We start from the raw sequence: 17074 nt of genomic DNA on the forward strand, positions 1-17074 counted from the left end.
AGTCCGCTGAGAGGTTCCCGGATTGACGGCCCGGACCGCCCCGCCTAGCGTTGTCGAAGCGCTTCGACAATCCTCTGGAGGCCGGCGACCATGAAGTTCACCGACGGGTACTGGCAGCTCCGGCCCGGGTTCAGCCGGCTGCGGCCGGCGGCGGTCGAGAGCGTCGAGGCGGGGGAGCGCGAGCTGACCGTGTACGCGCCCGCGAAGCGGATCGAGCGCCGCGGCGACACGCTCAACCAGCCGCTGTTCACGATCACGTTCAGCTCCCCGGCACGCGGGGTGATCGGCGTACGGATCGCACATCACCTGGGCGGTCCGCCCGGACGTCCGGCGTACCGGCTGAACACCGACGACCGGCGTCCGGTGAAGGTCGAGGTCGGTCCGGCCGAGGCGAGGCTGACCTCGGGCGAGCTGAGCGTCGTCGTCGGGCTCGACGGGGCGTGGGACGTCCGCTTCGAGCAGGACGGGTGCCCGCTGACGAACTCGGGGGAGCGGAGCGTCGGCCTGGTCACCGACGCCGACGGCCGGCGGTACGTCCACGAGCAGCTCGCCCTGGGCGTCGGCGAGACGGTCTACGGGCTCGGCGAGCGGTTCGGGCCGCTCGTGAAGAACGGCCAGATCGTCGACAGCTGGAACGCGGACGGCGGTACGTCGAGCGAGCAGGCGTACAAGAACGTCCCCTTCTACCTGAGCAGCAAGGGGTACGGCGTACTTGTCGACAATCCGGCGCTGGTCTCGTTCGAGGTCGGCTCGGAGGTGACGTCCCGCAACCAGTTCAGCGTCGAGGGCGAAGAACTGCAGTACTACGTGTTCGCCGGCCCGACCCCGAAGGACGTACTGCGCCGGTACACCGGGCTCACCGGCCGCCCGGCGCGGGTGCCCGCGTGGTCGATGGGCTTGTGGCTGTCGACGTCGTTCACCACGGACTACACCGAGGAGACGATCACGTCGTTCGTCGACGGGATGGCGGAGCGCGACCTGCCGCTGAGCGTCTTCCACTTCGACTGCTTCTGGATGCGCCAGTTCCACTGGTGCGACTTCCTCTGGGACCCGGTGGCCTTCCCGGACCCGGAGGGCATGCTGCGCCGGCTGAAGGACCGCGGGCTGCGGATCAGCGTGTGGATCAACCCGTACATCGCCCAGCGCTCGGTGCTGTTCGAGGAGGGCCGCCGGCTCGGGTACCTGCTGAAGCGCCCGGACGGCTCGGTGTGGCAGTGGGACATGTGGCAGGCCGGGATGGCGATCGTCGACTTCACCAACCCGGACGCAACCGCCTGGTACCGCTCGAAGCTGCAGGCGCTGATCGACATCGGCGTCGACTGCTTCAAGACCGACTTCGGCGAACGCATCCCGACCGAGGACGTCGCCTGGTACGACGGTTCGGACCCGCAGCGGATGCACAACTACTACGCGCAGCTCTACAACGCGGCTGTTTTCGACCTACTCGAGCAGAACCGCGGCGCAGGCGAGGCCGTCCTGTTCGCGCGGTCGGCGACGGCCGGCGGCCAGCAGTACCCGGTGCACTGGGGCGGCGACTGCGAGTCGACGTTCGAGGCGATGGCCGAGTCGCTCCGCGGCGGCCTGTCGCTGGCCGCGTCCGGCTTCGGCTACTGGTCCCACGACATCGGCGGCTTCGAGGGCACCCCCGACCCCGCGATCTTCAAGCGCTGGGTCGCGTTCGGCCTGCTCTCGTCCCACTCCCGCCTGCACGGCTCCTCGTCGTACCGCGTCCCGTGGGCCTTCGACGAGGAGGCGGTCGACGTCCTCCGCAAGTTCACCAAGCTGAAGCTGTCGCTGATGCCGTACCTCCTGACGACGGCCGAGGAGGCCCACACCGACGGCGTACCGATGATGCGCCCGATGATCCTGGAGTTCCCCGACGACCCCGCCACCGCCTACCTGGATCGCCAGTACATGCTCGGCCCCGACCTCCTGGTAGCCCCCGTGATGAGCACCACCGGCGAAGTCACGTTCTACCTCCCCGCCGGCACCTGGACCTCCCTCCTCACCAACGAAACCCACACCGGCCCCACCTGGCTCCACCAAACCCACGCATTCGACTCCCTTCCCCTGTTTGCCCGCGACGGTTCTCCTGTCCTCGAGGTGCGGCCATGAACCTTTGGTACGGCGGGGACTACAACCCTGAGCAGTGGGATCCGGCGGTGTGGAAGGAGGACGTGGAGCTGATGCGTCGGGCCGGGGTGAACCTGGTGACTGTTGGCGTGTTCTCGTGGTCGAGGCTGGAGCCGGTGCCAGGGCGGTACGAGTTCGGGTGGCTGGACGAGGTGCTGGAGTTGTTGTACGGGGGTGGGGTGCGGGTGGATCTTGCCACGCCGACCGCGTCGCCGCCGCCGTGGTTCAGTCGGCTGCATCCGGAGGCGATGCCGGTGACCGCGGACGGTGTACGGCTGACGCATGGCAGTCGGGACACGTACTGCGCTTGTGCGCCGGCGTACCGGGATGCCGCGAAAGGGATCGCGCGTGCGTTGGCCCAGCGGTACGGCGACCACCCGGCGTTGGCGATGTGGCATGTGCACAACGAGTACGGGACCACCTGCTACTGCTCGCTCGCGGCGGAGCGGTTCCGGGAGTGGCTGCGGGAGCATTACGGGTCGCTCGAGCGGTTGAACGAGGCGTGGACGACCGCGTTCTGGAGTCAGGGGTACGGCGACTGGCGGGACGTCGAGCCGCCGCGGAAGACGCAGTACCTGGTGAATCCGACGCAGTACCTGGACTATCGGCGGTTCTGGTCGGACGAGTTGCTGGCGGCCTATCGCGAACAGAAGAACGTGGTGCGGGAGTATTCCGAGCTGCCGGTGACCACCAACTTCGTGTTCGGGGGATGGGTGCCGGTGAACCATGCGACGTGGTCCGCCGAGGTGGACGTGGTGGCGATCGACCACTATCCGGATGAGGCGGGGATCGGGGCCGAGGAGCAGACGGCGTTCGGCGCGGATCTCGCGCGCGGCTGGGCCGGTGGGAAGCCGTGGCTGCTGATGGAGCAGGCGGCCGGCGGCCTGAACGTCGGGCGGCGCTGGCACCCGAAGGAGCCGGGCCGGATGGCGCGGAACAGTCTGTCGCACATCGCTCGCGGCTCCCGAGGGGCGCTGTTCTTCCAGTGGCGGGCGTCGCGTGGTGGGGCGGAGATGTACCATCCGGCGATGGTTCCGCACGCCGGGCCGGACAGCCGGATGTTCCGCGAGATCACCGAGCTCGGTTCGGTGCTGCCCCGGTTGGCAGAGGTTGCCGAGAGCAACGTTGTTGCGGAGGTGGCGATCCTGTGGGACGCCGAGTGCTGGTGGGGGATGCAGGGTACGCACCTGCCGTCGTCGGAGCTGGACTATCTGAAGGCGGTCCGGTCCGCGCATCGGCACTTCTGGCGCGCGGGCGTGACCGTCGACTTCGCTGCTCCGGACGCGGATCTCTCGTCGTACCGGGTGGTGGTTGTGCCGTCGTTGTACCTGGTTTCCGACGAGACGGTGGCGAAGCTGACGGCGTACGTCGAGAGCGGCGGGGAGCTGGTGGTCGGGTACTTCAGCGGTGTCGTCGACCCTGATCTCCGGGTTCGCCCTGCCTTCGCGGAGCTGCTCGGCGTGCGCGTGGAGGAGTTCCATCCGCTCGCCGACGAGGTTGCGTTGGCGTCCGGTGGTCGGGGGCAGCTGTGGGCGGAGGACGTGCAGGCGTTCGCGGCCGAGGTGGTCGATCGGTACGCCGGGGGCGTGCTGGACGGCAAGCCCGCGATCACCCGGCGGCAGGTCGGCGAAGGTACGGCGTGGTACGTCTCGACCGAGCTGGACGACGCAACCGCGGCGCGTCTCGTAGGCGCTGGTGAGCCCGTGGAAACGGTGCGCCGGCGCGCGGGAGACACGACGTGGACGTTCCGGATCAACCACAGCACGCAGGACGTTGTCGTGCCTGCGATCGGCGTCGAGTTGGTGACTGGGCAGAACGTCGACGGGGAGCTGACGGTGCCGGCTGGAGGGTATGCGGTGGTGCGGTCCTCAGCGGGCGCGGTCGGTGGGCGGGCCGGAGCTGCCGCGGGCAGTCAGCGCAGGCGGTAACAGCGTCAGCTGGGGGACAGCGCCGCCCTCGAGTTTCGCGATCAGGGACTCGACTGCCAGCGCGCCGATCTCTTCCGCCGGGATGGTCACCGACGACAGCTGCGGTACCTGCCGCTCCGCCACGTCGTCGGCGCAGATCGCCACCAGCGACATGTCCTCCGGCACCCGCCGGCCGAGCCGCCGCAGTACGTCGAGCAGCGGGCCGATGATCGGCTCGTTCTGCACGACCAGCCCGCTCAGGTCCGGGTGCTCGCGCAGCAGCCCTTCGACCGTGTGCAGGACCGCGTCGAACGTGTGCTCGCACGGCGTCTCGATCCCTTGCACACCACGCCGTACGGCGGCCGCCGCGAAGCCGCTCAGGGTCCGCTGGGCGAATCCGGTCTGGCGCTCGTACACGGCCGACGGCGTACCGAGCAGCGCGAGCGACCGGTGCCCCAGATCGGCCAGGTGGTCCACACACTGCGCGCCCGCGGCGGTGAAGTCGAGGTCGATGCAGGTCAGCCCGTCGGCCTGCTCCGGATAACCGATCAGCACCGACGGCATCGGCAGCTCGCGCAGTACCGGCACCCGCTGGTCGTGCAGCTCGACGTCCATCACCACCAGCGCGTCGACCCGCGCGCTCTGTGCGACCCGCTCCAGCCCGTCCGGACCTTCGTCCGCGGTCAGCAGCAGTACGTCGTGGTCGAACCGGCGGGCCGTGGTCACGACGGCGGCCGCGAACTGCATCATCACCGGTACGTGCATCCCGGTCCGCAGCGGCATCACCAGCGCGAGCACGTTCGACCGCTGGCTGGCCAGCGCGCGGGCGCTCGCGTTCGGCCGGTACCCCAGCGCGCGGACGCTGCGCTGGACGCGCTCGCGGGTGTCAGGCGAGATCGTCCGTTTGCCGCTGAGCACATAGGACACCGTGCTGGTCGCCACCCCGGCGTGCCGCGCGACGTCCCCGATCGTGACCATGCCGCCATGATGGCAGCTGACTGACCGCGATGCCGAGGAACACCAGCGCGAGTCCTAACCCTTGCCGCCCGGTCAGTACGTCGCCGGACCACAGCACCCCGAGCAGTACGCCGGTGACCGGGTTGAGCAGGCCGATCAGCCCGACCGTCGCGGCCGGCAACCGACGGAGCCCGGCGAACCAGGCGGTGAACGCGAGCGCGGTGGCCACCAGGCCGACGTACGTGAAACCGGCGACGGCCGGGAGATCGAGGTGCGGCGGCGCCCCCTCGACCAGGACCGCGAACGGGATCAGGACCAGACCGCCCGCGATCAGCTGCCAGGACGTGGACGCGATCGACGCACGGCCCCACTTCTTGGCCAGCACGTACCCGAACGACGACATCGTCAGCGCCGCAGCCGAAGCGGCGACTCCGCGTATGTCGACGGCGGCCGCTCCGGCCCCGAGCAGCAGAACGACGCCCGCGATGCCGGCGGATGCTCCGGTGAGGACGAGCACGGTCGGACGCTCCGCCAGGAGTCCCCACGCGAACAGTGCCATCGTGAACGGCGCCGCGGACATGATCGTCGACGCGAGGCTGACCGGCAGCAGCTGCGACGCGAGGTAGATCAGTGCGAAGAACGCGCCCATGTTGCAGATCCCGAGCACGAGCGAGCGCCACCACCAGACGCCGTGCGGGAGCCGCCGGGCGAGCGCGAGCAGCAGCAGTCCCGCGGGCAGTGCGCGGAACACCGCGCCGTACAAGGGATGCCCGGCTGGCAGGTACTCGTGCGTGACGAAGTAGTTGGTGCCCCACGCGATCGGCGCGACCGCGGTGACCAGCGTCCAGCGGAAGGTATCTTCCATGGAAAATACTATATCTTCCCGGGAAGATATAGTGGAAGCCGTGGACCACGTGGCAAGAATCCAGGCGGAGTGGCGGGTCGAGCGGCCGGACGTCGACACCGCGCCGCAGGGCGTGATCGGCCGGCTGCACCGGATCGCCAACCAGCTGACGGCGGAGTTGACGCTGCTCTACGCGCAGTTCGGGCTGACCGAGGGGGAGTTCGACGTACTCGCGGCGCTGCGCCGGGCGGGCGCGCCGTACGAGCGGGCGCCGGGGGAGATCGCGCTGCACACGATGGTGACCACCGGGGCGGTCACGAAGCGGGTCGACCGGCTGGAAAGCGCCGGGCTGGTCCGGCGGCGGCGCAGCGACGACGACGGCCGCGGGCGGGTGGTCCGGCTGACGCCTGCCGGGCGGCGGCTGATCGACAAGGCGTTCACCGCGCACATGGCCAACGAGCAGCGCCTGCTCGGCAGCCTGGCGCCCGCCGAGCGGGCGCAACTGGAGACTCTGCTCACCACCTGGCTCGCGCACCTCGAACCGCCCGGCTGAATCAGGCGAAGACACGTGCGGCAGAAGTGCGCGGGCTTGGGTAGAGGTCGTATATTGCCTGCTCAGGGCCGCCGTACAGCCGGCGTCCCCTTGAAGTTTCAGGAGAGTGAGTGGGCGGACCACATGTCGTCATGCTCGTTGCGAACGACATCACCAACGACACCCGGGTACTGAAGGAAGCCGTCGCTCTGGGGAAGGCGGGCTACCGGGTGACCCTGCTCGGCGTGACGACCGCCGGGCGTACGCTGGTGGACACCATCGAGGGCGGGGTCGTAATGATCCGGCTGCCCGGTCGCTTCGTGCTGCGCGACGAGCGGAACCGGCGCCGGTTCGAGCGCCGCAGCCGGCGGCTGCTCGGGGTCCAGGCGGACCCGGCGCGCTCGGCCCGGATCGCGGCCCGGGTCGCGGATCTGCGGGCCGAGTCCGGGCGGGCCCTGGCCGGTCGCCGCGACGGCACGGTCGGACGCGTCGGCTTCCAGGCCGGGCGGGTGGCGCGCGCCGTACGCCGCCGCCGCTGGCAGCTCGCGCAGACCGCGTTGTCCTCCGGGGCGTGGCTGACCGACTACGAGAGCCGGAAGGCCTCGGACCTGTGGCAGTGGTGGGACGGCTGGCTGCCGGCCCGGCGCGGGATGGTGAACTGGCGTTCGATCATTCCCGAGGCCGACGACTACGAGGCGATCTTCGCCGACATCCTGGACGACCTGCGCCCGGACGTCCTGCACGCCCACGACATGCACGTGATCGGTGTCGCGTCCCGCGCCGCCGGCCGGGCCGCGCTGCGCCGCCGTACCGTCAAGGTCGTTTACGACGCCCACGAATTCGTCGCCGGTCTGTCGGAGTACGGCGGCCGTACGCCGCGCACGATCGCGGCCTGGGCGCAGCATGAGCGGGAGTACATCAAGACCGTCGATCGAGTGGTCACGGTCAGCCCGGAGATCGCCCGGACGCTGCACACGCGGTACAAGCTGGACCGCGAGCCGACCGTCGTGATCAACAGCCCGCAACTGTCGATCGACGCCACGTCCGGCACCGACATCCGGACGGCCTCCGGGCTCGCGGACGACGTACCGCTGCTGGTTTACAGCGGTGGAATCACGCGGGCGCGCGGTGTCGAGACCGCGGTCGCGGCGCTTCAGTCGCTGCCCGGTGTCCATCTGGCGGTCGTCTGCGTACCGCATGCGGGGACGCGGCCCGTGGCGGAGCTGCGCGACCAGGCGGCCGAGCTGGGTGTCGCCGACCGGGTGCACTTCCTGGATCCGGTGCCGACCAGCGAGGTGGTGCCGTTCCTGAGTACGGCGGACATCGGGCTGATCCCGATCCTGCGGTACCCGAGCCACGAGATGGCGCTGCCGAACAAGGTCTTCGAGTACACGTTCGCCGGCCTGCCGGTCGTCACCAGCGACATGCCGACGCTGGTCGAGTTCGTCGGCAAGACCGGGATCGGCGAGGTGTTCGAGGTCGAGAACCCGGACTCGCTCGCGGCCGCCGTCCAGCGGATCCAGCGCGACCCGGCGGCGTACCGGGAACGGACGACGGACCCCGGGCTGCGCAGGGAGATGTCCTGGGAGGCCCAGGCCGGGCACCTGCGCGACCTGTACGCCGAACTGGTCGGGCCGCCCGACCTCGCCGAACGGCCGGCCAAGCTGGTGATCGGCCCGATGGGCGCCACCGCGGCCGAACAGTGGGCCCGTGAACTCGGCCCGGTCGCGAAGATCCGCGAGAAGCTCACGCTGAACGACCTCGACGGCGTCACCCATCTGCTGATGGAGGACTGGCAGTCGGTGCTGGAGAGCGAGCAACTGGTGACCGATCTGCCGATGCTCGCGGCCTCCCGGGTCAAACACGCGGTCGTGGTGTACGGGCGCGTCGACCGGGATCAGGTCCGCCGGAAGGCCAGGGCGTACGGCGGGACCGTGTTCGTCACCGATCGCGCCATCGCGGACGCCGTCTCCGGCACTCGGTGGTTGCCGGCCGGCCCCGCGGGGACCGAAGTACTCCGGGCCTTCCTGGCCGACTGACGATGGACTTCGTGACGGGCACCGACGGGCGGCGCCTGGACTTCGTACGGCGCGGTCAGGGTGCGCCGTTGCTGCTGATCCAGGGGATGGCGGCGACGCACGCGATGTGGGGCGAGGAACTGCTCGGCGCGCTGGAGCAGCACTTCGACGTCGTCGCGTACGACCACCGGGGCGTCGGCCGTGGCGATCGGGCGGACGGCGAGTTCACGGTCGCGGACCTGGCCGACGACGCTGCGGCGGTGATCTCGTCGGTCGGGTGGACCGACGCGCACGTCTTCGGCATCTCGCTCGGTGGGATGGTCGCCCAGGAGCTGGTACTGCGGCATCCGGCCGCCGTCCGGTCCCTCGTCCTCGGCTGTACCTGGGCCGGTGGAGACACCGGCGTGATCGCGGAGACGTCGTACCGGATGGTCGAGGCGATCGCGAGCCGCGACCTCGGCCGCGGGCTGCGCGTCAGCTTCGAGGCGAACTTCTCCCCGCGGTACGCCGCGCTGCCGGGGACGCGGGAACTCTACCGGCAGCGGGCGCTCGCGGTGCGGATGCCCGTGCCCGTCGTACAGCTGCAGTTCCGGGCGGCGCTGGCGCACAACGCGGCCGACCGGCTGCCCGAGGTCGCCGTACCGACGCTGGTTCTGCACGGGACCGCGGACGCGGGGATTCCGGTCTCGAACGGATACCGCCTCGCCGAGCTGATCCCGGCCGCGAGGCTCGAACTGTTCGACGGCGCCGGCCATCTGTTCTGGTGGGAGGACCCGGCCCGGGCGGCCGCCCTCGTCGTCGCACACGCCACACAGGGGGACCTGCGCGACGCCGGCGGCCGAGGTGGGTAACCTCGGCGCCGAGCGGTGTCTGACCCGGGCTGTCGCCGGGTGGGCCGATAGGAGATGATGCCGACCGTGACCGGACCACAACGCGAGCTCGCGCCGACGCCGGCGGAGGCCGATCCGGCCATCGCCGGCCTGACTGTCGGGCTCGGCGGGCCGTCCGGCCGGTTCGCCCGGCTGAGCTCGTCGTGGTGGACGCCGCTGCGGATCGCGCTCGCCGTCTGCACGATCACGTTCGGTCTCGGCGTACTGCAGAAGGCGCCGTGTATGGAGGCCGGCTGGGACCGGCAGAGCTGGCGGCCGTTCAAGGCGCTGTGCTACTCCGACATCGGATTCCTCTACCAGGAACGCGGTTTCGCGGAGGGGAACCGGCCGTTCCTGGACACCGGCAACTATCCGGTCCTGGAGTACCCGGTGCTGACCGGCGGGTTCATGGAGGTCGCGGCCCAGATCACCTGGCTGATGACCGGCGACCCGAAGAAGGACATCACCGTCGAGCAGAAGCGCGACACGGCCGGTGTGTTCTTCGTGGTCAACACCGTGATGCTGTTCCTCTGCGCGCTGGTGATCGTCGGTCTCACCGTCGCCACCGCGCGCGGCGTGACCAAGCGCCCCGGCGCGGCCCGCGGGCAGCCGCTGAACGCCCTGTACGTCGCTGCCGCACCGGCGCTGGCGCTGACGTCGACGATCAACTGGGACCTGTTCGCGGTCGCGCTGACAGCCGGCGCGATGTGGGCCTGGTCGCGCGGGAAACCTGTGTGGTTCGGCGTACTGCTCGGGCTCGGGACGGCGGCGAAGTTCTATCCGTTCCTGCTGCTCGGGCCGTTGCTGATCGTGTGCATGCGCGGCAAGAAGCTCGGGTCCTGGTTCCAGGCGGCGATCGCGGCGGCGGTCGCCTGGGGTCTGGTGAACGCGCCGATCTACCTGCTGGCGAAGAACGAATGGCTGTCGTTCTGGCAGTTCAACGACCAGCGCGAGAGCGACTACGGCTCGATCTGGTACGTGCTGAAGCTCGCCAAGCACGAGGTCACCGACGTCAACCAGCTGAACCTCGTGATCTTCGCCGGGCTCTGCCTGTCGATCGCGATCCTCGGCCTGATGGCACCGCGGCCGCCGCGGTTCGCCCAGCTCGCGTTCCTCGTGGTGGCGGCGTTCCTGCTGATCAACAAGGTGTACTCACCGCAGTACGTGCTGTGGCTCCTGCCGCTGGTGGCGCTGGCCCGGCCGCGACTGCGGGACTGGCTGATCTGGCAGGCCTGCGAATGCTTCTACTGGATGCTGGTGTGGATGCATCTGGCGCAGTTCCTGCAACCTGGCGATCCGAACGTGCCGGACCGGATCTACTGGTTCTCGGTGATCCTGCGGATGGCCGGCACCCTCTGGCTGATGCTGGTCGTCGCCCGCGACATCCTGCTTCCGGAGAAGGATCCGGTGCGGCAGGGCGACCTGGTCGACGACCCGTCGGACGGCGTCCGCGGCAACGCCCGCCTCGCGCCTGCCTAGAGCATCAGCCTGCTGACATCGAGGTTCCCGCCGCTGACCACGGCAGCGGTGGGGCCTTCGACGGTCAGACCTTCCAGCAGCGCCGCGAACGGCGCGGCCGCGGCGGGCTCGAGCGCGAGCTTGGTACGGGACATCACCCAGCGGGTCGCCTCCACGAGCGACTCCTCGCTCACCCGGACGATCGTGTCGACGTGCTGCTGGATCAGCGGGAAGTTGTGGGTGCCGCAGACCGGTGCGGCCAGGCCGTCGGCGACCGAGCGGGCACCCGGGAGCCGCTGCGGACTGCCGGCCTCCAGGCTGCGGGAGACCACATCGGCAGCGGCGGGCTCGATGCCGATGACCTTGATGCGCGGGTTCAGCAGCCGCACGGCGCGGGCGACGCCGGAGATCAGCCCGCCGCCCCCGACCGGCACCAGCACGGCGGCCAGGTCGGGGCGGTCCTCCAGGAGTTCGAGGCCGAGGCTGCCGTGGCCGGTGATCACGTCCTCGTCGTCGAACGGGTGGACTCCGGTGAGCCCGCGGTCGTCCCGGATCCGCTCGTACGCGGCGATCAGATCTCCGTCCACCAGCTCGACGGTCGCGCCGTAGCCGCGGGCGGCGTCGATCTTCGCCGGTACGGCGGTGTGCGCCATCACGACCGTCGCGGGCACCCCCGCGTCCCGCGCGGCCCAGGCCAGCGCCCCGGCGGCGTTCCCCGCGGACACCGTGACCACGCCGCGGGCCCGCTCGGCGGCGGTCAGCCGGAGCAGCTTGGTGAGCAGCCCGCGGACCTTGAAGCTCCCGGTCTTCTGGAACAGCTCCGCCTTCAGTACCAGGTCCGCGCCGAACCGCTCGTTCAGCGCCGACGAGGTCAGCATCGGAGTGCGGTGGATGCGCCCCTCGAGCTCGCGGGCGGCCGTGCGGATGTCCTCGAGGGTCGGCATACACCGAACTCTAAAACTCAAGTAAGTTGATCGTATTTCGAGACAAAGACTGCCGGAGGTCCGCGGCGATCTACCGTCGGTGTCATGAGGCCGACGCTGACCGTGATCGTGGATCCTGCCGACCGCTGGATGAGCCGGGCCGCGTGTATCGGGCAGGCGCCGGCGTACGACGAGACCGCGTCGCGGTGGGAGCAGGCCAGGGCGCGGGAGTTGTGCCTGCGGGCCTGCCCGGTGCTGGCGGAGTGCCGCGAGTGGGCGCGGCGGACGAAGTACACCGGGACGGCCGCCGGCGAGACCCTGCTGTACGGGCGTCGCCGGGGCCACCCGGAGTCGGCGGCCAGCTAGAGGCGTCGCGCGACAGCGGCGGCGAGCTTGCCGACCGCGGCGGGGGACTGCGGGAAGAACAGGTACGGCTCGATGAGCTCGATCTCCATCAGCAGGAACCGGTCGTTGACCACGACGCCGTCGACGCGCGCGTACACCGGCGCCTGGCCGGCGGTGGCGAGCGCGGCGCGGGCGCTCTCGAGTACGGCGGCCGGCGGCTCCGTGAGGGCCGTCTGGCCGCCGTAGAACTCCTGCACCCGGTAGTCGCCGTCGGCGGGCCGCTTCACGACCGCGTGGCTGAACTCGCCGTCGAAGAACAGCAGCGACCACTCGCCCGCGGACTGGATCTCGGGGACGAACGGCTGCACCAGGTACACCAGGTCGGGCAGCTCGGCGAGCGCCTGCTCGAGCTCGGGGGAACCGGCCACACCGCGGACCGTGTGCAGGGCGTTGCCGCTCACGGTCGGCTTGATGACGATCTGCGTGCCGGTCAGCCCGGCGACGACCTCACGCAGGCACGCACCCGCGGCGACCTGCGACGGGACGATCGACACGCCGCGCTCGCGGAGCTCCAGCAGGTACTGCTTGTCGCTGTTCCAGCGGACCAGACCGGTGTCGTTCAGTACCGGTACGCCGGCCTTGTCGAGCTGGGCGAGCCACTCGGTGAACTCGGCGTACAGCAGGAAGTAGTCCCAGACCGTGCGCAGCAGGACCGCGTCGTACGCCGACCAGTCGACCGACGGGTCGGTCCAGACCTCGACCACCGGCTCGAGGTCGTGCGCCCGGAGCGCGTCGAGCAGCGGGCGGTCGTCAGGGTGCAGCTCGGCGAGTTCGGCCGAGGTTGCGAGGGCGATGCGTTTCGTCACGCCCGCCAGTGTTCGTGGGCAGGGGGCGTCCGGTCAAACCTGATTCGGCAACGACTCGGTGACGGAGGGTGGTGGCGGTGACAACGATGGCAGCCGCGGCGAGGTAGTACAGGCCCTGCCGGGTGTCGTGTCCGTAGCTCGCGTAGGCCAGGTAGGCGGCGAGCGGTACGGCGATCCACTCCGGGCGCCGGGCGAGCGCGGCGAGGGCGATCAGCGGGAGGCCGTACCAGGGGTACGTCGGGGTGGCGATCAGCAGCGCGGCGCCGTACAGCCAGCAGCAGGTGAGGGCGATCGGGTCGGTCTTCGTCCGGTGGAAGGCGAGGGCGGCGAGGGCCAGCGCGAGGACGGCGGAAGCGAGCTGGCGGGCCTCAGGAGGCAGCAGGAGCGCGAGAATCGCCGATCTGGAGCTGCCGTCGTCGAAGCCTTCCTGGTTCAGGTAGCCGGGGAGGAAACCGAGGACGAGGGTGCCGACGGCGAGCAGGTGGGGGACGTAGGTCGCCGCGAAGGTGCTCATGGCAACTATTGGTTTGCGGCGGCGGAAGGCGGGGAGCAGAAGCAGCGGGAGCAGCTTGACGCTGCCGGCCGCGCCGAGCAGGACCGCGGCGAGGCGTGGGCGGCGTGCGGTGGTGATCACGGCGGCGGTGATGAGCAGGGCGGCGACTACATCGACGTGGGCCGCGTTGCCGGCCTCGAGCGCGACGATCGGTGACCAACCCCACAGGGCGGCCCAGCGTGGGCTCTGTACGGCGAGTAGCCAGGTGAGCGCGATCGCGACCAGCGCGGCGGCGATCTGCAGGCCGAGCGTGCCGGCCGACCAGGGCGTGAACACCGCGACGGCAGCGAAGTACGCCTCCGCCACCGGCGGGTAGATCGTCGGCACACCGGGCCGATTGATCCGCGTCCGTACGTCGTCCACCGGCTGCTGCGCCGGATCCTTCGGTATCCCACTGACCCCCGACCGCTGCTCGGCCGACAGCCCCGGAAACAACACCGGATCCCGCAGTTTCGCCAGCGCGTCGTCCAACGGCACATACCGGTACGGCGAGTGCCCCGCCAGTTGCACCCGCCCGTCCCACACGTACCGGTACGCATCCGTACTCGTAATCGGCCCCTGCAAAACCCCCGGCACCTGACAAGCCGCCCCCACAACCACCACGGCCGCCACACTCAGCCCCCGCCCGAACCGCCACACCAGCCCGGTCACCACCACGGTCCCCACCACCAACACCAGATCCGCCCACCACTGCCGAGCCGCCGCCCCAACCACCACCCCACAAACCCCAACCACCACCAACCCCAACCCCACCACCCGAGCCGCCGCCGGTTGGAGCTTGCGGGGGCTGCGGCCGTCGGCTGTCGGCTCGATCTCTCGTGTGCTGCCTCCGTTGTTGGCCGGCTGCACGTTGGTTTCGGGGGTTGTCGCGTGGGGTTGCTGGTTGTGAGCGCCTGTAGCGGTGGGAGGACCGGGAAGACGTGGGGTTGTCCCCTCGTGTTGGGGTTGGGTCATGCGGTGCGCCGGAGGGTGAGGAAGGCTCGGTGGGGGGTGCGCCAGTCTTCGGTGGGGTGGAGGGGGGTGGTGCGGGCGTGGCGGAGGAGGGTGTGGGTGCCTACTCTTGCCCAGGGCAACGGGGTGGAGCGGCGGCCGGTGGAGGTGTGGAGGATGATCGGGGTGCTGTCGTCGAGGTCGTCGTCGGGGTCCACCTCGACCAGGACGAGGCCGTCGGGGCGGACGAGTTCGGCGCAGCGGCGGAGCAGGTCGGCGGGGTCGCCGCCGATGCCGATGTTGCCGTCCATCAGCACCACGCTGCCCCAGCGCCCCTCGCCGGGCAGCGGCTCCTGCACCGGCCGATGCAGCGCCGCCGCCCCCCGCGACGTGGTCAGCGACACCGCCCGCGGCGACACGTCCACCCCGAGCGCGGGAATCCCGCGTTCCGCCAGCGCCGTCACGATCCGCCCGGGCCCGCACCCGATGTCCAGTACCGGCCCCTCGCACCGGCTCAACGCCAGCCGATCCACGTCGTCCGCGGGCGCCGACCACCGGTCCAGCTCGGACAGCGACGGCACCGCCCGCCCATCGATGCCGGTGGCAACGACCCGCGCCGTACCGCCCAGCGCCTGCTCGAACAGCAGCCCCGGGTGCGCCGAGTGCACCACCCGCGCATACAACCGCGACACCCGCAACCCGGGAAACTCGGCCGCCAGGTACGCCGCGTCCTTCGGCGTGTCCATGTCCCGCAGCGTCGGCAGCATCCCGACCCGCAACCCCAGCGCCCGCAGCCGCCGCAGCTGGTCCCGCCCGGTGTGCTCGGTCGACATCGGTACGCCGGCCAGCGCCCGCCGATCCGGCGTACGCAGCCCGAGGCACCAGTACCCGCCGTCCTCGGTCAGCCCGAGCACCGCGTCGTACCCGCTCCACTCGAACCCGAGCAGCTCCGGCGCCACCTGCGGCGTGTCCATCCCCACCAGCAGCATCGGCGAACCGTCGTACGCGTCCTCGAACGCCGCCGCGATCCGCTCACCCAGCCCGTCCCCGCGCTGCGCCACCACCTCGAGCCCTCCCGGCAACCACGACCCCGGCGACCCGTCCAAGGCGATCACGGCCCGTGCTCCAGTCGCCCGTACGGCGCTCAGCGTGTCCATCAAGGACGCCCGCGCCAACGCCGCGGCCTCCCGCGGCGTGAACTCCGTCTGCAACCGCGTCTTCACCCGCCCCGGCACAGGCTCCTTCGCGATCACGATCACCGTGCCCTTCACCGAGCGAGCACTTTCGACATGTCCAGTACGGCGCGCGCGGCGCCCAACGGTGTTCCGGTGACCTTCGACCGTCCCGAGCGTGGCAGGTAGTCGACGTCGACCTCCGCGATCCGCCAACCCGCATCGGCTGCCCGTACGACAGTCTCCAGCGGATACCCGGACCGCCGGTCGGTCAGCTCCAGCCCGAGTAGCGCCGTACGTCGTCCAGCCCGCATCGGACCGAGGTCGTGCAGCGAAACGCCCGTACGCCGACGGATCCGCCGCGACAGCTCCGCATTCGCGAACCGCAGATGCCACGGCCAAGCCCCCCGGGATACCGGCCGCCGCCGCCCGAGGACCAGGTCGTACCGGCCGCTCAGAACCGGCGCCGTCACCCGCACGAGCTGCCGCGGATCGAGCGACGCGTCCGCGTCCATCACCGCGACCACGTCCGCCTCGGCAGCCTCCAGCCCGGCGTGACAGGCAGCGCCGTACCCCTTGATCTCGCACGCGATCACGGTCGCCCCGAGCCGAGCGGCGACGGCCGCCGAGTCGTCGGTGGAGCCGTTGTCGACGACGATCGCGCGGACGCCGTCCGGGAGCCGTTCGAGGATCCAGGGCAGCGCGGCCGCCTCGTTCAGGCACGGCAGGACGAGATCGACGGACATGCTTCGACGCTAAGGTCGATCCCGCGCCGCCGGGGACGCAACCCGGCTACGGGTCGCTTACGGCGTACCGCGTTCCGGTGCCGGTGCGGCTCCGTGCCGCGCGGAGGATCTACGCTCGGGGCGTGGCTACTCGTGTGCTCGTCGTCGACGACGACCCGACCGTGTCCAACGTCGTCTCGGCGTACCTGACCAAGGCCGGGTACGACGCCCGCGTGGTCGCGGACGGGCTGTCCGCGGTCGAGGTGTGGCAGCAGTGGAAGCCGTCCGTCGTCGTACTGGACGTGATGCTCCCCGGCCTGTCCGGCCTGGAGGTGCTGCGCCGGATGCGCGCGGCCGACGACGGCGCCGCGGTGATCATGCTGTCCGCGCGCGGCGAGGAGGAGGACCGGCTGGTCGGCCTCGAGGTCGGCGCGGACGACTACGTGGTGAAGCCGTTCAGCCCGCGGGAGCTGACGCTGCGGGTGCAGGCGATGGTACGGCGGGAGGAACGCCTGGCCGGCCTCGACCTGACGCCGACGAAGCTCAGCGCCGGACCGGTCACCGTCGACACCGCGGCGCGGCGGGCGTACCTCGGCGAGGACGAGCTGTCGCTGACGCACCGCGAGTTCGACCTGCTCGCGTACCTGGTGTCGCATGCCGGCAAGGCGTACACGAAGGCCGAGCTGCTGCGCCGCGTGTGGGGCTGGGACTTCGGCGACTCGTCGACGGTCACCGTGCACGTACGGCGATTGCGGGAGAAGATCGAGGCCGATCCGTCGGACCCGAAGCTGGTGCTGACCGTGCCGCGCACCGGGTACCTGTTCGCGGGTGACGCCTGATGA

At 70.7% G+C, this 17074-nt stretch carries 15 protein-coding genes; 8 read left to right on the forward strand and 7 right to left on the reverse strand.

From position 1 onward, the window contains the following. The first annotated feature begins 90 nt into the window (after nucleotides 1-90). Together yicI and ACQHIV_RS05835 are read left to right on the forward strand one after the other, a co-directional pair. Nucleotides 91-2115: an alpha-xylosidase gene (gene yicI / locus ACQHIV_RS05830; protein ID WP_427892414.1), complete on the forward strand. Its 2025-nt coding sequence runs from the start codon at nucleotides 91-93 to the stop codon at nucleotides 2113-2115. Then, complete coding sequence (locus ACQHIV_RS05835) at nucleotides 2112-4061, forward strand: beta-galactosidase (protein ID WP_427892415.1); 1950 nt, start codon at nucleotides 2112-2114, stop codon at nucleotides 4059-4061. The genes yicI and ACQHIV_RS05835 overlap by 4 nt, the downstream gene beginning before the upstream one ends. On the opposite strand, the gene ACQHIV_RS05840 is transcribed toward ACQHIV_RS05835, so the two are convergent. Together ACQHIV_RS05840 and ACQHIV_RS05845 are read right to left on the reverse strand one after the other, a co-directional pair. Next, a complete protein-coding gene (locus ACQHIV_RS05840) occupies nucleotides 4002-5018 on the reverse strand; it encodes a LacI family DNA-binding transcriptional regulator (protein WP_427892416.1) in 1017 nt (338 codons plus the stop codon). The two genes, ACQHIV_RS05835 and ACQHIV_RS05840, sit on opposite strands and share 60 nt — an antisense overlap. Beyond that, a complete protein-coding gene (locus ACQHIV_RS05845) occupies nucleotides 4927-5862 on the reverse strand; it encodes an EamA family transporter (RefSeq protein WP_427892417.1) in 936 nt (311 codons plus the stop codon). Before ACQHIV_RS05845 ends, ACQHIV_RS05840 begins: the two co-directional genes overlap by 92 nt. A gap of 40 nt (nucleotides 5863-5902) precedes the next feature. Between ACQHIV_RS05845 and ACQHIV_RS05850 the strand changes: the two genes are divergently transcribed. The 4 genes from ACQHIV_RS05850 to ACQHIV_RS05865 all read left to right on the forward strand — a co-directional run bounded on the left by ACQHIV_RS05850 (nucleotide 5903) and on the right by ACQHIV_RS05865 (nucleotide 10739). Next, on the forward strand, nucleotides 5903-6394 hold the full coding sequence (locus ACQHIV_RS05850; RefSeq protein WP_427892418.1) for a MarR family winged helix-turn-helix transcriptional regulator: 492 nt from the start codon (nucleotides 5903-5905) through the stop codon (nucleotides 6392-6394). Nucleotides 6395-6504: 110 nt separating this feature from the next. Continuing rightward, entirely contained in the window at nucleotides 6505-8412 is a 1908-nt protein-coding gene (locus ACQHIV_RS05855; protein WP_427892419.1) for a glycosyltransferase family 4 protein, read from the forward strand. Between the two features lie 11 nt (nucleotides 8413-8423). Next, nucleotides 8424-9242: an alpha/beta fold hydrolase gene (locus ACQHIV_RS05860; protein WP_427892420.1), complete on the forward strand. Its 819-nt coding sequence runs from the start codon at nucleotides 8424-8426 to the stop codon at nucleotides 9240-9242. A 57-nt stretch (nucleotides 9243-9299) separates the two neighbouring features. Beyond that, on the forward strand, nucleotides 9300-10739 hold the full coding sequence (locus ACQHIV_RS05865) for a glycosyltransferase family 87 protein (RefSeq protein ID WP_427896411.1): 1440 nt from the start codon (nucleotides 9300-9302) through the stop codon (nucleotides 10737-10739). Here the strand turns inward: ACQHIV_RS05865 and ACQHIV_RS05870 are convergent. Then, nucleotides 10736-11662 carry a threonine ammonia-lyase gene (locus ACQHIV_RS05870; protein ID WP_427892421.1) on the reverse strand — a complete coding sequence of 309 codons (927 nt, stop codon included), beginning with the start codon at nucleotides 11660-11662 and terminating at the stop codon, nucleotides 10736-10738. The two genes, ACQHIV_RS05865 and ACQHIV_RS05870, sit on opposite strands and share 4 nt — an antisense overlap. A gap of 84 nt (nucleotides 11663-11746) precedes the next feature. Between ACQHIV_RS05870 and ACQHIV_RS05875 the strand changes: the two genes are divergently transcribed. Further along, nucleotides 11747-12007, forward strand: a complete 261-nt coding sequence (locus ACQHIV_RS05875) for a WhiB family transcriptional regulator (RefSeq protein WP_427892422.1) — start codon at nucleotides 11747-11749, stop codon at nucleotides 12005-12007. Here ACQHIV_RS05875 and ACQHIV_RS05880 read toward each other — a convergent pair. The 4 genes from ACQHIV_RS05880 to ACQHIV_RS05895 form a co-directional block, all read right to left on the reverse strand. Beyond that, the gene (locus ACQHIV_RS05880) at nucleotides 12004-12852 is read right to left on the reverse strand and encodes an ATP-grasp domain-containing protein (protein WP_427892423.1); all 849 of its coding nucleotides are present in this window, start codon (nucleotides 12850-12852) and stop codon (nucleotides 12004-12006) included. The two genes, ACQHIV_RS05875 and ACQHIV_RS05880, sit on opposite strands and share 4 nt — an antisense overlap. Further along, on the reverse strand, nucleotides 12797-14122 hold the full coding sequence (locus ACQHIV_RS05885) for a hypothetical protein (RefSeq protein WP_427892424.1): 1326 nt from the start codon (nucleotides 14120-14122) through the stop codon (nucleotides 12797-12799). Before ACQHIV_RS05885 ends, ACQHIV_RS05880 begins: the two co-directional genes overlap by 56 nt. Nucleotides 14123-14355: 233 nt before the next feature. After that, nucleotides 14356-15606 carry a DUF2064 domain-containing protein gene (locus ACQHIV_RS05890; RefSeq protein ID WP_427892425.1) on the reverse strand — a complete coding sequence of 417 codons (1251 nt, stop codon included), beginning with the start codon at nucleotides 15604-15606 and terminating at the stop codon, nucleotides 14356-14358. Further along, the gene (locus ACQHIV_RS05895; protein ID WP_427892426.1) at nucleotides 15603-16253 is read right to left on the reverse strand and encodes a glycosyltransferase family 2 protein; all 651 of its coding nucleotides are present in this window, start codon (nucleotides 16251-16253) and stop codon (nucleotides 15603-15605) included. The genes ACQHIV_RS05890 and ACQHIV_RS05895 overlap by 4 nt, the downstream gene beginning before the upstream one ends. Nucleotides 16254-16375: 122 nt before the next feature. On the opposite strand from ACQHIV_RS05895, the gene ACQHIV_RS05900 reads away from it, so the two are divergent. Continuing rightward, nucleotides 16376-17071 carry a response regulator transcription factor gene (locus tag ACQHIV_RS05900; RefSeq protein ID WP_380202134.1) on the forward strand — a complete coding sequence of 232 codons (696 nt, stop codon included), beginning with the start codon at nucleotides 16376-16378 and terminating at the stop codon, nucleotides 17069-17071. Nucleotides 17072-17074 lie beyond the last annotated feature (3 nt).

It is taken from the genome of Kribbella polygonati (assembly GCF_050320105.1).
Lineage (GTDB): Bacteria > Actinomycetota > Actinomycetes > Propionibacteriales > Kribbellaceae > Kribbella.